The following is a 15979-nucleotide window of genomic DNA, read 5'->3' on the forward strand; positions in this document are numbered from 1 at the left end:
AAATTTCATTTTTTCGATAAAGTCATTTAAGTCGAGCAAGTAGAGTTATAACAGGTAAATAAATGATTTTCATAACTCTCAACCTTATATGGCAAGGTTTTAAAAAAGGAAAACCGCCCTAAAACTCAAAATTGTTAAGTACCACCAATACAGATGCTGACTATTCCTATTGTAAGGCAAAAAATTCTGTCATACAAGGTTTGACAATCTTATGTTACTTTTTACCACAAAAATGGGAACTGCAGTTTATAGCGTTCTCGGCTTTAAATTAGCCGTAGCACGTATTAACACCTGTTAGTTATGAAATTGATTCAAATGTCTACATATCTTCTTGAATATAAAGTGAAGGATATATGGACGATTTAGTACTAGCTTGATATAACGGGGAATCAAATAATTCATAATCGGTCATAAGGTATGGGGAATTTCTCATCATCTCGATATGCGTTCCTGCTGAAACTATTGACGAATTGTAAGAATCTGTAATTAAAATTTTATTATTGTTCGCCTTCAAATCCCCTGTATTCAACTGGCTGTGTAACTTGATTAACCATTCATTTTGTAGCTCTCGTTTCTCATGCGACCATATACGTACGGACACTTTATTGTCAAACTTGGAAAGTAAACCTTTTATATGATTAACTTTGTCTTCAGGTGAATTATTCTTTAATTCTTCCATATTTAAATGATGAATATAATTTTTGATTTCATCTTTTGTTAAGCGAGTTTCTAAGTTTTGTTGAATTTGAATGAAGTCATCATGATTAACAATAAATAAACAATGACTACCTTTTCCAATTCCTATTAGAGAAAACGTAACAGCATGATGTAAATACCTAGCTGTACTACTATATAGATATAGTAGATATCCGCTCTCCATATTTCCGAAAAATTCAGATATCCCCAAGTTCAGTGATGTATCTTTAGGTATATTATTTTTATCGTTAAAGAAAATCAATGGATCAAAATTCAACACAGTTGCAATATTTCTAGCAACAGTAATGCTAGGATTCCGTGTCCCAAGTTCTATCTGCGAATAATATGATCTGTCAATATAAGACCTTGAGGAAACTTCATTTTGAGTTAATCCTTCAGTAACGCGAAGGTGGTTCAACCACACTCTCTTCACAATATCACCCCACACTACAATAATAGATATAAAAATGTTTGTTATTGAGGCTATGTACTTATTAGAACACAATTAGACTACTATGGTAAAGGTTATGGTTGTAGCAAATGATTGGCCATTGTGGCATTTTCAATGTATCCTTTTTCGAAAATCTCTAGATAGGTATCATCCATCTATGTCACAACCATGGGATGGAGAGGCTCCACTTGACACTCTCTTTACTTTTGACCAAAAGGAGAATCTCCATATCCTGTGTATGTTTGGTTCGTTTGTTCATAAAAAGCTTTTAGGTCGCGAAGTAAATGGGCATTGCACACGGCATGTTCACACTTATCATACACAAAATACGAGGCTAGACAATGAACGGCATTCCCACTAAGTTTTCGATAAGAATAAAGTATATCAACTCTTATATGAAATGAATGTGGCATTTAGCAACTTTACATTAAATTGCCACACGGTAAAATTAAACTAATGGGCATTGCACACGGCATGTTCACACTTATCATACACAAAATACGAGGCTAGACAATGAACGGCATTCCCCCTAAGTTTTCGATAAGAATAAAGTATATCAATTCTTATATGAAATGAATGTGGCATTTAGCAACTTTACANTACGAGGCTAGACAATGAACGGCATTCCCCCTAAGTTTTCGATAAGAATAAAGTATATCAATTCTTATATGAAATGAATGTGGCATTTAGCAACTTTACATTAAACTGCTACACGGTAAAATTAAACTAAAAGAACAGTGCAGGATGCGATTTTTTTAGAAATAAATTAACTTTATTTACTATACTCTTGTTGTTAAATCAAGCAGCCAAATAATACTGGCCCTCATAATAAGATAGATAATAAATCATTAATTTACTAGATTTTTGCATTTCAATAATATCCCTTTTAGAAAGGAGAACTTGAAGGTGAAAAAATTATCAGATGAGTTACTACTTGATGCTTATAATACTGCATTGAAACTAAAACTTAGTAGTGATTTTATCGAACTACTAGAAAAGGAAATGAACAGAAGAAATTTGGCCTTTCGCTCCCAACCTGCATCAGGACCATAATGGATATTTACACAAGGAGTTTATAATACGTGGCTGTTTATGGTCACCTTTCTCCAGTGCAGTTTTTGCTAATTCAACAACGTCGCAGGTGCTTCAAATGAACATATCGTGCCCTGATGTTTAAAACTGTCATAGTGTGCGCAGCGCACATATGGCAATGTTCGCCAGAGGTATATACTGTCGCCTTGCTTCTTTCCTCCAGCAGCCAATACTATGGAGGAAGATCTAGTGAAAACCACATTTTATAAAATGGACAAGGAATACGAATTCAGCCATTGCGAATTGACCAACCATTGTGCCGGGGTTGTCGGGTTCCCAAAAACTCAGGCAGTGGGAATCGTTGGGGAGTTTTCCAAACAGAATGAGTAGATTGCAATAACCCTTTCAGTTCCCTGATACAAAATTGAAAGTAAATAGAAAAAAAGCCTCATTCGCATATGAAATGGACTCTTTAAATGAAGCAACTCATAATTAAATAAGCCTCTTCTGAATTATCGATTTTATCATTTTAGTAAGATTAATTTAATGCCTGTTGTAAAGTACCAAAGGTTTTCGTTTCTTTATCAAAATTAATGCCTAAAATCAACTGTCTGACAACGTCTGGATGTAGGCCAGTAATGATTGTGCGACATCCCATCATGGAAGTACTGTTAATAGTTTTCATAAGATGTTCAATTATAGTTCACTGGTTTTTCGTCGTATCGAATAAATGATTTTATAACTCCCTTTCAATATTTCAACTGAGGATTGATAGGCTTATTTGCTTCGGACGGATTACTTGAAGTTGTTTCATGTAGAAACCATGGAAGAGGTAATAGATTGTTATAGCGATAAATTTTCTGAAGAAGTAGATATACTGCTAATGGAATTAGGTGTAACACCTAGTGTATTTTGCAAAACGAAGTACAGAGAATTGCAAAGGATTCGTAAATAGTATTGCAGAGGATATTGCAGACTCCAAGTTGAGTTGACATGGGGCCTCTACGGACAGAATGCACGAGCCTAGAAGCCAGGCACCACAAAGATCTGGCCCAGCCAATGCAGGCTATCATGCCCGCCTCTCCATGTAAAATCTTGCTCAAATCGGTATGCATTTTTCTTTGCAATTCTTTGTACCATCATATTGCAATCGACTTTCCTCATATAAAAACTTATTTCAGTCCACACTTTAAACTCAACTTTCACTTTATATTTACATTACTTAAATGTCTTCTTCTATATTCCAAAACTCTCCCTTTCGCTAATCTCCTCATTGAAGTTAGTAGTTTTTTTAAATTATATGTGCAAAATAATACTTGAAATAAGCGCAAATTATCGGTCAAAGTGACACCCACTACCAAACGTACAGACCCCTTGGATACACAATCTTCACAAAAAAAAGAAGATCAGGTTTCGCCGACCTTCACAATGTTCTTGTAATACTTAACTTGCGATACATTGCTATTACCTTTATATTTTCTCGTTCCCATACTTCATTCCTAAACACTGGGATTTTGAATTGTTTCTCCATTTCAGTCATTAAACCAGCTAGTAGAATACCTTTTCTTGGTTGATCTGCATGGATGATTCTTTCATACTCCCTTTGATATTCTAAAAGTGATTTCTTGGCCATCATTATCTGCCTCCTTTAGCTACTTCTCTTTTAGCACGGATTAGTGTGCTTTTAGAAATCCCTGTAATTTCTCCTACTTGCGTATAAGAATTCGTTTCCAATAGCTGTAAAGCGTGTGCTACTTGCTTTTTAGTGAATTTTTTCGGTCTACCTTCACGGAAATCAGGATTCTGCTTCGCAATGGCTTTCCCCTCTGCTAATCGTTCAACTATCATATCCCTGTCAAATTCCGCAATGGCTGATAACATTCTTAAAATTAATCTGCCCATTGATGTATCCTCTACAAGTCCCATATTTAATATGTGAACCTTGATTCCTTTTGCTAGCAATTCTTTAATTAGATTTACCCCATCCTCTGCTGATCTTGCGAAACGATCTAGCTTCGTAACTACTAATGTATCACCTTTTTTCAGCAATGATAGTAACTCTACAAATTGAGGACGATCCGATTTAGTTCCAGTGAATTTCTCTGAATAGATTTTGTCACAACCTTCACTTTCCAATGTCTGCAGCTGTAACTCTAAATCTTGTGACGCTGTACTAACGCGACCATAACCATATTTCATATGTATTTACCCCTTTTCTTGTGACCAACTTATGATACCTAGTTATGACACCACCTGACACCTTAACATTACTACATTCCAAAAACGGTGTCAAAACTTAAAGTTATGGCACCTCTCTTCAACTCACCTTAAGGAAAAGTACAATAAAATCGACGAAATGATAAAAAACACAATTCCCCTGAAAAAGGTAATTGTCCTTTGATGTCTGTATAGCGCCACAGTAAAGGGCAGTGTAATAGGCAACAGCCACCAAACAGTCATGCGACAGCTAATCTCAGTAACGCATCCGTTAGCCATGTTGCGCAAAATCGGCGCTACACAATAGAGGATTAAAATGTTTATAGAACGGGGATACTTTGGCTGAGAAAGGAAGGTCGATGAACGGCGCCATAGAGCCCATCCGTTAGTCTGATCCCAACACCACTTAGCGAGAATGTTAAATTTAGGATGGAGGATTGTTATGGATTTATGGTATGCTTTGGCTTTTATTCTTTTAGTCACTAATTTTCTAAATTTACTTGGTGCTTCTAATAATGGTACAAAAAGTGGGTCAATTTATCTTTGGGCAGGTATAGCAACTTGGATTGTTCTAATAATTAGTTTCATTTTTACTGGATGGATTGGTGGAATTGCGTTGCTGATAGCATACTCTTTTATCATTGATCCAATTGGTCAAAGACTTTCATTTATGGTTTTTAAGTTATCTCATCCAAACGCTAAATTCTTAAACTACAGATTCTTCAAAATACGTGATGAATTTAGAGAAATAGAAAGAAAGACATCATCTTTGGAATCCGTTGCGGAAGTTAATCGAAAAATAGATATGTACATACAAGGCATGAAAACTTGTGAAAATACAATTCAATTTTTTAAAGATATCAATGTAGATATTAATAAAATTGATGACATACGTTTCTCTCTTATGGCGAGTGGTTCAGGTGCATTTGTTACATTTTGTGTTGTTCGTAATCCCGGTTTAGTTTTAGAGTATAATGAAATGGAGAAAAAAGGTCTTTCTAAAAGTGAAATTTGTTATGAATTTTTAAAAGGATTAGAAGGAGTCAACTAGATAGGATTGGAGTAGGACTACTGGTGTAATGGATATAAGAATGTACAGGGCTTTATAGGGAATTCTCTAATTCTTTTCAGTGCGGGTCCAAGAAAATCGAAAAGAAAATTGACTATCTAAAGTAAAAATCATTGAACTAGTTGCCCCGGTAGCTAGTTTTTTTTGATTCATCAGACCATTTTAAATATCCATTAACGGATTGAGTGTATCCTTTGATGGTATTTTCACTTAAATTGCTAGAAGCTAAATAATCTTGGAAAGACCCCATCGAAATATCATCTCCTATAAATTATGTTGCATTAATTATCGAATTCATCTCATAAACTATGTTGCATAATAGCCTGAATCATATCTAATAAAACTCAAAAATACAACATAATTGACATTATGTTGCAAAAGAAAACGCTCACTATTTACTGTGAACGTTTATGAATATTCTTTCCAATTGAATCAAGTTGTCCGTCTTTATTTTAGCAACCTGGTTACGATAATAAAGTAATCTCGTAACCTCTTTTTGATCCTTTGAAATTGTCGTGTTAAATGTGTCTCTATTTGATACTATATAACATAACATCGGGACATTCATTTCCGATTTAATTCTACAGGTGCTGTACTGAATTGCAGAAAATGAAGCGTGAAGGAATTGATTCAGCCCTTGCAAATGGCGTAAAATTCGGAAGGCCAACAATCGAAATAACGGATAAATTCATTCAAGCTTATGAAAAATGGCAGGCTAGGGATATTACAGCAGTTAAAGCGATGGAAGAAGCAGATATGAAGAAAACGTCATTTTATAAGATGGTGAAGAAGCATAAAGCGTTGGTAAGAATTTAAAGCAGCGCACATAGGAAAAGTTAATGTATAAGGATATTGAATAAGAGTTTAACTCCCGCTCAATATCCCTAACCTTCAAAAACATTGTTATAACTAAATTTACAGTCGTTTTTTATGTGAAGACGGCGGCAGTCGAACCAGCCGTTCCATAAAACATTATAATACCAGTGTTTCCAAAGGTTTATAGCTGTTGTTAAAATTGTTTGACTACGTTTTTGACTACGTTTAATAAAAATTACATTGCGGGGGCAAAGTGTTTTCTTTACTAAACTAGAGTTTGAGCAACTAGTTATTCAAAAGACTTTATTGTAAAAATACATTTCCAGTCCCAATCCACACACTCAACATGTGAAGAATGCTGACGGTAGATAATTAATGAGACGTGCGTGTATTCACCTACACCCAGATCAAAACTTAATTCAAACAGACACTAATAACTAAACCTTTACGTTAGTCTACAACACAGACACCCAAAAATTACGCCAAGTCCAACCAAGAAACGCAATATGGCTCAAGTCGATACAATTGATGCCTTTAGACAATATTTGAACCTCACGATAGCGGTAACAAATCCATATGTATTTTTAATTATCTAGCTTAGCTTCTCCCATGTTATTTCTTCTTTTTTAATAAAATTCTGTTTCCCCATTTTATCATTATCGGCCAACCTTAGAACGGGATTATCATGGTCAAACATATTGCTATCGCCTGTTGTATATTTAAATAATCTGCATAACACTTGATTCAGTAAATACCGATGTTTTCCTTCCTTTGATAATCTCTCTGATTCATCAAAAAACACTTTATCAATTGGAACAAGATATTCATAACAGTAATATTTACTATTTTCAACGTAATCAGTTACTATATCCCGATTTCCCAGGAACTCTGATAAAACACTTATAAACTCAGGTGCGGAAAATAATGAACGTGCATAATCATTTCTGACTAGTAAATCTCTAAGCATAAAACCATTAAAGCAATAATCTACGCGATTAGAATTATGTCCCATACGCCATCTTAAATAAGGAACATGTTCTTTTGCGGCGTCATCTAAAGATATTAATTTTCCCTTCTAGAATAAGTCTAAATGCGTGGTATTGACTTGAAATGTTACCGCATGATTTTTCAAAAATACACTAACTGCACTTTCATTTGATAATAATTCAAATAAATTCCTTCCTTCAACACAATCATTAGCTATGTTTAGCCTACGACCTAAATGAAAAAACAATATTTGTTCAATAGTTTGATTTAACACTTTGGAATCAATAAATTCATTTATAATAGTATTAAACTAATCCATATCCATAGAATATTCTTTCACCGAGGCTTTTTTTGCTTCAAAAAATAGATTATCCAGTTCCTCAATAGTTATTTCTAAATATTTACATATTGATTGTTGCATCGTTTCTTGAGTTCGTGTATCTATATACATATTAATTACCTACCAATTCTATAAGGTTTTCAGAACAACTTTTGGTATTTGTTATTTTAGTAATACTTTCTTTAAATGCTTGAGTCAATTTTACATCTCTGGGGCACTGTAACTTTACATGGAATGTGCATTTGGCACAACCAGCCCATGTTGTGGCTAACTTCTTGGCGTGGGAATAATTCTCACTGGGGCTTCAGGTCAACTGCAACCTTATGTTTTTTTCATTGCATTTCTCTGCATTATGACTTTTCAAAACACACCTTTCCCAAATCTTTAGGCTTAACAAAGTAAACTCTATTTGTAGCACGTGTTAAAGCTACATAAAATTTATTAATTTGCGTAGATGAGTAACCTTCGATGGTAAAACTTGAATCCATAATATTTTCAAATGCACTTGTTAAAACAATACAAGTGTTTTTATAGGTATCCCCCTTACAATATGACCAAGTGTTACTATGCTCCCAGCCATATCTTTTTTTATTTTTGTATACAAGTTTAACAACATCGTTAGATTGAATCACATCCAGAATTCTATCTGGATCAGTCAACAGTTCTATACTTCCCACTTCTGAGCTGCGTGAAGCAATATCAATTTCAAGCTTCTTATTAATAAATTCACAGACTTGCTTTGAAACTCGTCTCGACTTTTTCAATGTAGTTTCATCGACTTCAACTCTTTTTCCAAATAGGCTAACATATTCTTCTTTCGTAATATCCTTCTTACCTCTTTGAAATGGGCTTGTCGCTGTAAAGTCTGTCTTCGATACAGAATGCTGATAAAAGTCTCCTACAGCAAGTATTTTCAAGGACTTCTCTTTAACAAGTTCAACTAATAACTTGAAGTCTCTTCCTATAAAATCTTGCAGCTCATCAATATAAATCATATCCATAAAACTTGCTAATCTAGACTTAATTTTATTTTTGATTGCTTTTGATTGAAGGGAATATAGTTTTACGAGATGATCAACATAATACTTATCGCTGCTAGTGAAGTAATGCCTAGAATTATCTTGTTTTTTATATCTCCAGTTAGGTTTTCCATCCTTTCGTTGTGGCTCTGGTTTAGTAATAATATCTATACCAGTGGATATCACACCAAGAGGCTGACCACTTACTTCCAATATAGGCTCAAACGGTTTTATTAACCACCCGTATACAAAACTTGTAAAGGTTAGAATTTCTGTTTTCACAGGAATATAACCAAAACGGCACTTGATTTCTTTCTTTAAGTTTTCAACATTTTGGTTAGTGAAAGTGATAACAATATTTCTTTCATTTTCAATTAAATGATTTGCGATATAATAGGTTTTCCCGGATCCTGCTGAGGCAAGTATTAGCTTTGAATTAGCCACAATATTCCCTCCTTTATATATTGGGGGAGCATTATCTTATCCTTGTATTCTTCATCTTCCGTGATGCTCATTGCTGCCTCTGTTTTATTTTTCAACATATATGCAAGTGGTTGATCATAAGTTTCTTTTTCATAGATAGCTGTCGTTCTCGGCTTGTGCTTAGATATAGTTTTCAAAGTCTCTTTATTTTCTTCATACAAACATACTTCAAAGGTAAACATTTTTATATCCGAATCACAAACTAAATTTATAAGGGTAGTTGACTCTATAAATTCTTGATTTAGGCTTTTAATCTTTTCTATTGTGTCTTGCTTTTTATCATTATCTGTAATAACAAGTAAGTTATTTTTCAAGACTTTTGATACTTCAATATAATGCATATATGTTAAGCCTGCTCCAGATATCACCTCTATTCCTTCTTTATCCAAAGTAGTTTTAAGTGAGTTTTTAACTAAAGTAGGCATTAATATATATTCACTATGTCCTTCAACGATTATCACTTTTTTAGAAAGTATAAAGTTTAATATATGCATATTATCTGTTCTTTTAAAAAAGTTTGCTGTTTCCTTAGGAATATCCTTCAAAGTGTGACATTGATTTTCATTAATCAACAATGTGTTTTGTAAATTCATCCTACTAACGATTAATGGACTATGGGTCGTTAAAATAATTTGAACCCCGTCTTTTTTCTCCTGAATTTCTGATATTAACTTTCTCGTGTTCAGGTAGCTCAAATGATTTTCTGGTTCTTCTAATAGAATCAATTCACATACTCTATCTAATGCAATTTCAGTCTTAATAAGATTTTCACGTCCTTTCCCCATATTCTGTAAGGAAACCCCATTACTCTTCAAATCTATTAGCTGTTCAAAATAAGACTTTCTTTCATCAAAGCCTAAACTATGATCTCCTATGCGTAGTAAATGTTCATTTTCAATTAAAAATTGGTTTAAGTTACTTTTCAAGTTATGGGAGAGCTCATTGCGTTCTACGATTTCAACTTTATTGTTGTAAACCCTTTTCGTATAAGAATCGAATAGATTATTCTTTTGTAAAGAATTATCTATTGTCAAATTTTTAATAGGGACTTTTCGACGATTGTACTTATGACCTGCGAATGTTTCCCAAATCGCATTATAATAATCCGTTGGTATAAAAATATTTTCCATATCCACTTCAAAAGACATCTCTTCAAATAGCTGTTTGAAACTTTCATCAAATGAATATCTGAATCTAATCCCATTTTTACTTTCATTTATACATGATGAATGGTGTCCATTAAAATAACCCATCTTAATATCATTACTGTCATTAAAAAATACTTCTATCTCTATTTCCGGTAAATTTTCAAACACTGGATTCTTTTGAAATTCCCTTACATTTTCTATCGTAAAATATTGTTCAAAGATACCACTTCCATAATTAAATATAGTTTGATTTAGTACAATTTCTAAAGCCTCTAGTATTGTACTTTTCCCTGACTCATTTTCACCAATAATTACATTAATCTCCTCATTAAACTTCATAGAAAACTCCGCGAAACGCTTGTACCCCTTAATCTTCAGTTCTTTTATGTATATTTTCGAAGTCATTAGCTTTCTCCTATTCCCTTTAAAGTAAATATTTTCCCCTAGAAACAGTATATTCCTTATTTGATTTTATAAGAAATACTTTATCAACAATTTTACTCTCCATTTAAATAGATCATTGTCTTCAATTTTACGTAGCAGACTTTCAAGCCCTTTATAAAATAAAGAATTTCGTTTCAGTTTATCTACGTTAAATGTTTATTTGGGTACAAAAGTTTGTGTGCAGTACGTCATTATCTGAAATAGCAACACGTTCATAGCCATTTTGCTTGAGTTGTCACTTTCCGATTGTAACTTCGTTCTCGTCGTCACTTAAAAACTCTCTTCAGAAGAAAATTGTTGAATATTCGAAATTCGTCACTTTAAGTCTACCACATGTATAAGTACTCCGTCTGATAATTAACAGGAGTGTAAATTACCTGAATCATAAATTTCATTTACAAACTACCTATCAAAATAACTTTAAGGTAAGCATTAGATTTTTAATTGCTTCTCTACTTAATATTTATCGAATTCTAGTTTCCAGTTTTTCTGAATGCCTGATTAAGCCAACTCCAACAAACAACCTTCACTTATGAGAAGTGCGTGTATTCGCCTAACAACGCATTTCCTATTTTAAAAATATGATAAACTTAAAAGGAAGAAGGACGACACATAAGTGTGTTGTTCTTCTTCCTTTTTTGTTACACATTTTAACACTAATGATGTTATTCGATCGGGTTCGCTCCAAATCACCAGTAACGCAAATTCCTAGAGTATTGCGATTATGTCCATACGCATGTGCACCCACATGTAAACCTCTTCCTTCAACAAGCGTTCCGTCTTTTTCTATGAAATAATTATAACCAATTCCACTCCAACCTCTTTCCTGCTGATGATAGATGTGAGTATCTTCTGCTGTGAAATCAACACGGGATGTATGGTGGATGATTAATTTTGTGATTGGTCCTAATTCCTCAAAAGGTTCAATAAAGTGGAAATTTCTAAGTTCGATTTTAAGCATGGCGAGCTCCCCTAAAAGTTAAATTTTAATTGCTCGTATTCAAATTTATCTTGTTCTATCAGCAGCTGCATTCTAAGGGTATACCGATAGTTTAAATTGCTAAGTGACAGTTTTTTCAAAGCGATTAGCTTATTTTTTATTTCCAAGCATTTTTCAAGTTCTTCTTTACTGGTCAATTTCTGATTTAACAAGGCAAAAGTTAAAGCCATATTATGCAATACCTTTGATACTTCTATGCATTCTTCTCCTAATTGTTCTTTAAACAAATCATAGGATTGCTGAAAAAGATCAAGAGCGATATCTAATTTTCCCATAGCTGTATTTGTCACTCCTAGACAATTCAAAGATTTTGCAAAGATGATTTGATTAAAGCCTTCATCACCCTCTATAATGTTTTGTACATTATTGGCAAATTCATAAGCTTTATCGTATTTTTTTAATTCATGATAACAGCTGATTAAATTCATCATAGTTATGGACAAGTTAAAATTATCAGGTCTTTTTAACGATTCATAGATATCCAACGAATGTTTATAAAATTGTTGGGCTTTCTCATAATCTCCCATATCCTGATAAAGTCTTGCCAGTCCATTGGATGAAAATGCGAGCGCAAGAATATTGGAAGAATCGCAGTATTGTTTTCGTAAATCAAAGGCCTTAAGATGCAGTTCCACTGCTTCGTCTCTTTGACCAACTTGATGATACATTGTTGCCAAACCGTAATAGGATTTAGCGATGCTTATTTTATCATCAGGAAAATGCCGCTCACGAAGTTTAAGGGCCTCTTTAAAAAATTCCTCTGCTTTTTCGAAATCGCGGTTTTCCATCAGATAAATAAACGCAATATCATATAAAATAATCCCTAAATTTTCCCTCGCATCTGTATCTTCAATACCTTCTAAATAATTTTTAAGCAGATTAAGAAAAGGCAAAGTTAAATGGTTTTGTTTGATATTGTAAAAAACGGCATCGTACTCTCTAAACCAACCGATAAACTCCCCCATGGAGAGTTCTTCCTTTTCCATTAATATCATTCCATGATAAAATGCCTGATTTAAAATTTTGGTTGCCATGCAGTTCTTTTAGCAGCTTCGTGACGTTACGTGCCGATAGTTCCTGAACAGTTGCGAAGAACGCATCCTGCTTTCCGAACAAACCTTTTAATACAACGACCGTTGCTTCCGCCACTGTATCCGTGTCACCTTCCATTGGATTAAAGCTCGCAGAATTGGGTTTGTCAGGGTCAACATGAATACATGGAATATCCATTTCTAAACACATTTCATTTACCATTGCTGCTACGTCACCTTTGGGTTCTACAACAGACAAGCCTAAGGGAACGCCACGCTTCTTCTGTAGCAACAATTGATAAATCATCGGTTTCAATATCGTTGCCGTTTTTCCGCAACGGGTTGGTCCGACAGCAAGCATATGGGTGAAACAATCACTCCCCTGCCATACTATTGGCATTCCCATTTATCTCACCTCCTCTCAATGTCATTTCTCTCTCCAATCCCATTTACCAAAGTAATCATGTATCTGATCCATTTTGAACGGTAAGCAACCCTTTACCTTTACTAAAGCTACCCGTTAGCACAAAAAACGACTGCTCTCATTGAGCAATCGTTTTCTTATGAATTTTGTTCTTAGGCAGTGAAATTTGGAAGAGTATTTCTTAGTACACCAAATACCTGTTGTACTTGGGCAAGTTTCTCTTCATCTGATAAATTTTCCAAATTACCTACTGAACCCGCTCGAATACATAGCGGACCAATATTTAACTGGATCAAGCCTAACAATACTACCGTAGTCGTACAAGGAATGTTTATACACAGTAGATCGCTATCTTCACAAACAGTGCCTTCTGGACAAGTAGGACATTCTTCTGTTTGTTGTATCTTTATATCTCCTTTATTTCCCATAGGATGTTCCCTCCTTTCTTTCAAGATATCTTAAAATATGAAAGAAATACCTTATCTGAAAGGGACAAGCGCCTTTTTTAGTTAAAATAGTTTTTTGGTATTTTATTAATCATTCTGCAACTAACCGCCGTTAGCCTGCATGTAGCGCAAAATCAGCGCTACACAACAGAGGATGAACGTGCTTTGGCGCATGATGACTTTATCTTTGCCGAATTCGCGAAATCTGAAGCATCTTGTGCGGATATGCCACCAAAACAGATTTTATTTCGACAAGATGTAAGAATCGCTTGTTTCATCGCCTTTGACCCAAGATTTCCCGATTCAATTTCGAGTTGACCAAGAGATTGTGTAGCAAAAATACCCGCTACCTTATATTCGGCAGCGAGTGATAAGAAAATCTCTACATCTGGATTAATGTAACGGCTGTATTCATCCACAATCAAAAAATGAGGAATACGGGTATCTTCCGTTCCCGGTCTCCTGAACGTTCCGTTTTGCAAGTGCATGATCATAAATTGGCCGAAGGCGTCACCCGCTTTACGTAGCTTTCCAAGTGCCGTATTGACCGCAAGTACACCGCCTTTTTCCAAATGTTCATCAATGTTCACATCACTTTTACCCGTCATGATTGTTCGGAGCGCTTCGTTACTGACGATGTTTTCCAGTTGGGCTCTTATCCAATTACGAATTGCTGGTATTTCTCGCGCATACTTCCAAGCAATTCTGCTTCAAAGAAATGGACCAAGTCCGTCATGCCGTCACGATGCTTCAGTTCTGATACCTTTTGTTGCAAGACATTTTGAACACGCAATGTGTTCATTACATCGACAATATCCATGTTGTTGCCATGCAGTTCTTTTAGCAGCTTCGTGACGTTACGTGCCGATAGTTCCTGAACGGTTGCGAAGAAAGCATCCTGTTTTCCAAACAATCCTTTTAATACAACGACCGTTGCTTCCGCCACTGTATCCGTGTCACCTTCCATTGGATTGAAACTTGCGGAATTGGGTTTGTCAGGGTCTTTTCATTTACCATTGCCGCCACGTCACCTTTGGGCTCGACAACAGACAAGCCTAAAGGAACACCACGTTTCTTTTGTAGAAGTAATTTATAAATCATCGATTTTAGTATTGTGGCTGTCTTACCGCAACGAGTAGGACCAACGGCAAGCATATGAGATAAGCAATCACTCCCCTGCCATACAATGGGCATACCCATCTATTACAACTCCTTTCAGTATCATTTCTTTATCCAATTCCACTTGCCGAAATAATCATGTATCTGGTCCAATTTGATAGGAACACGGCTATTCTCTACAAAACTGAACAACGTCTGAATGGTTCTCGACATTTTATATTTGAGTAATTCTAGGTGCTCTTTGTTCTGCTTTCCTATCATTAGTTGATTTGACTGTTTACCTTCCTCCCATAATAATTCGGGTAACGCATTGGCATTGTGGGATATACGTTTTACCCAAAATCGCATATCCTTTTTATAGTTTTGAGTGTCCAACATCCTCAGCAATTGGAAGGATGTTTCAAGGACGACAAAACCCAACTCGAATAATTCGAATGGGCTTTGTTTAGCTACATGGACTTCCACTTCAGGGTAGATGTGCAACTTATTTCTACAGATTTTAGTTTTGAAAAACAGTTTGCGACTTCCTCCTTTCGTAAAAAGACAATAAAAATAACACGTTTCATTCAATCGCTGAATGGAACGTGTTTTGTGTGGTTTAACAACATTATTTGATATAACATCTAAAAGCCAATTGAGTTAGTTATTATTTTTTAAGTCTCGCAAGAAATTTATCACTTACTTTCATATTCACAATAATCGCATCGACATTTGTATCGTCATCCGTATCTTGACTGATTTCCAAACCATTCAAAAAATCCATAAAGGTGTGAGAGACAAGAGATATATTATCCCAATACAAGTCAATGTCTTCTGTGGGTGTATCTATACCCACCATCAATTTTGCCACAAGCTCATTTTCGTGGTCCCAAAAATAGATTTTCCCAAAAACGTTTTCCCCCACACCTATGCAAATTAAATCTCCACCTAGACCGTCACCGATAGGGATTAACGAATTCGGTATTCGACCCGCATAATCATCGGTTGCTTCAATCACACCATTCAAATCGAGACAACCATCAATATACGCCGTACCGTCATTCATTGTTAGTGGCGAATTATCAACTCGTTTAAAATCCAGAATATTATCAAAAAATACCCCATTACAAATCAATAAAAATTCCCTATACGCCGCCGGGAATGATAGTTCATACTCACTCTCAAAATCGGCAATATCTTTATCGCTTATCTTACCCGAAACACCATTAAATTAATTGACCTCTAATTTTGTTAAAACTTCTTTTATGGTTTCTCTGT

The 15979-nt window shown here is 34.8% G+C and carries 19 protein-coding genes; 3 read left to right on the plus strand and 16 right to left on the minus strand.

Annotated features, from left to right (window positions below; all coding sequences use genetic code 11):
• Positions 1 to 319: 319 nt before the first annotated feature.
• Complete coding sequence (locus tag AC25Y6_RS01690) at positions 320 to 1129, minus strand: helix-turn-helix domain-containing protein (protein ID WP_488141868.1); 810 nt, start codon at positions 1127 to 1129, stop codon at positions 320 to 322.
• Between the two features lie 924 nt (positions 1130 to 2053).
• Here AC25Y6_RS01690 and AC25Y6_RS01695 point away from each other — a divergent pair.
• Positions 2054 to 2200, plus strand: a complete 147-nt coding sequence (locus AC25Y6_RS01695) for a sporulation histidine kinase inhibitor Sda (protein ID WP_488141869.1) — start codon at positions 2054 to 2056, stop codon at positions 2198 to 2200.
• A gap of 517 nt (positions 2201 to 2717) precedes the next feature.
• Here the strand turns inward: AC25Y6_RS01695 and AC25Y6_RS01700 are convergent.
• The 3 genes from AC25Y6_RS01700 to AC25Y6_RS01710 form a co-directional block, all read right to left on the minus strand.
• Complete coding sequence (locus AC25Y6_RS01700) at positions 2718 to 2840, minus strand: hypothetical protein (RefSeq protein WP_488141870.1); 123 nt, start codon at positions 2838 to 2840, stop codon at positions 2718 to 2720.
• A gap of 762 nt (positions 2841 to 3602) precedes the next feature.
• Positions 3603 to 3815 (minus strand): hypothetical protein, encoded by a 213-nt coding sequence (locus tag AC25Y6_RS01705; RefSeq protein ID WP_482106609.1) that lies wholly within the window; start codon positions 3813 to 3815, stop codon positions 3603 to 3605.
• Positions 3815 to 4378: a recombinase family protein gene (locus AC25Y6_RS01710; RefSeq protein ID WP_488141871.1), complete on the minus strand. Its 564-nt coding sequence runs from the start codon at positions 4376 to 4378 to the stop codon at positions 3815 to 3817. Before AC25Y6_RS01710 ends, AC25Y6_RS01705 begins: the two co-directional genes overlap by 1 nt.
• Before the next feature lie 460 nt (positions 4379 to 4838).
• Here AC25Y6_RS01710 and AC25Y6_RS01715 point away from each other — a divergent pair, with 460 nt between their 5' ends.
• On the plus strand, positions 4839 to 5447 hold the full coding sequence (locus AC25Y6_RS01715; RefSeq protein ID WP_488141872.1) for a hypothetical protein: 609 nt from the start codon (positions 4839 to 4841) through the stop codon (positions 5445 to 5447).
• Positions 5448 to 6065: 618 nt separating this feature from the next.
• Positions 6066 to 6281, plus strand: a complete 216-nt coding sequence (locus AC25Y6_RS01720; RefSeq protein WP_488141873.1) for a hypothetical protein — start codon at positions 6066 to 6068, stop codon at positions 6279 to 6281.
• A 592-nt stretch (positions 6282 to 6873) separates the two neighbouring features.
• On the opposite strand, the gene AC25Y6_RS01725 is transcribed toward AC25Y6_RS01720, so the two are convergent.
• The 12 genes from AC25Y6_RS01725 to AC25Y6_RS01780 form a co-directional block, all read right to left on the minus strand.
• Positions 6874 to 7293 carry a hypothetical protein gene (locus AC25Y6_RS01725; RefSeq protein ID WP_488141874.1) on the minus strand — a complete coding sequence of 140 codons (420 nt, stop codon included), beginning with the start codon at positions 7291 to 7293 and terminating at the stop codon, positions 6874 to 6876.
• Positions 7294 to 7958: 665 nt separating this feature from the next.
• Positions 7959 to 9071, minus strand: a complete 1113-nt coding sequence (locus AC25Y6_RS01730) for a UvrD-helicase domain-containing protein (protein WP_488141875.1) — start codon at positions 9069 to 9071, stop codon at positions 7959 to 7961.
• Positions 9053 to 10663: an ATP-dependent nuclease gene (locus tag AC25Y6_RS01735; protein WP_488141876.1), complete on the minus strand. Its 1611-nt coding sequence runs from the start codon at positions 10661 to 10663 to the stop codon at positions 9053 to 9055. Before AC25Y6_RS01735 ends, AC25Y6_RS01730 begins: the two co-directional genes overlap by 19 nt.
• A 607-nt stretch (positions 10664 to 11270) precedes the next feature.
• Complete coding sequence (locus AC25Y6_RS01740) at positions 11271 to 11663, minus strand: N-acetylmuramoyl-L-alanine amidase (RefSeq protein ID WP_488141877.1); 393 nt, start codon at positions 11661 to 11663, stop codon at positions 11271 to 11273.
• A gap of 11 nt (positions 11664 to 11674) precedes the next feature.
• A complete protein-coding gene (locus AC25Y6_RS01745; protein WP_488141878.1) occupies positions 11675 to 12688 on the minus strand; it encodes a tetratricopeptide repeat protein in 1014 nt (337 codons plus the stop codon).
• On the minus strand, positions 12642 to 13139 hold the full coding sequence (locus AC25Y6_RS01750) for a hypothetical protein (RefSeq protein ID WP_488141879.1): 498 nt from the start codon (positions 13137 to 13139) through the stop codon (positions 12642 to 12644). Before AC25Y6_RS01750 ends, AC25Y6_RS01745 begins: the two co-directional genes overlap by 47 nt.
• Before the next feature lie 170 nt (positions 13140 to 13309).
• The gene (locus tag AC25Y6_RS01755; protein ID WP_488141880.1) at positions 13310 to 13585 is read right to left on the minus strand and encodes a hypothetical protein; all 276 of its coding nucleotides are present in this window, start codon (positions 13583 to 13585) and stop codon (positions 13310 to 13312) included.
• Positions 13586 to 13743: 158 nt separating this feature from the next.
• Positions 13744 to 14211: a TraM recognition domain-containing protein gene (locus AC25Y6_RS01760; RefSeq protein ID WP_488141881.1), complete on the minus strand. Its 468-nt coding sequence runs from the start codon at positions 14209 to 14211 to the stop codon at positions 13744 to 13746.
• 47 nt (positions 14212 to 14258) lie between these two features.
• A complete protein-coding gene (locus AC25Y6_RS01765; RefSeq protein ID WP_488141882.1) occupies positions 14259 to 14570 on the minus strand; it encodes a hypothetical protein in 312 nt (103 codons plus the stop codon).
• The gene (locus AC25Y6_RS01770; protein WP_488141883.1) at positions 14522 to 14803 is read right to left on the minus strand and encodes a hypothetical protein; all 282 of its coding nucleotides are present in this window, start codon (positions 14801 to 14803) and stop codon (positions 14522 to 14524) included. Before AC25Y6_RS01770 ends, AC25Y6_RS01765 begins: the two co-directional genes overlap by 49 nt.
• 21 nt (positions 14804 to 14824) lie before the next feature.
• Positions 14825 to 15205 (minus strand): hypothetical protein, encoded by a 381-nt coding sequence (locus AC25Y6_RS01775; RefSeq protein WP_488141884.1) that lies wholly within the window; start codon positions 15203 to 15205, stop codon positions 14825 to 14827.
• Positions 15206 to 15368: 163 nt separating this feature from the next.
• Positions 15369 to 15911 carry an SMI1/KNR4 family protein gene (locus tag AC25Y6_RS01780; RefSeq protein WP_488142003.1) on the minus strand — a complete coding sequence of 181 codons (543 nt, stop codon included), beginning with the start codon at positions 15909 to 15911 and terminating at the stop codon, positions 15369 to 15371.
• Positions 15912 to 15979: the final 68 nt, after the last annotated feature.

The organism is Sporosarcina sp. Y1004 (assembly GCF_057669665.1).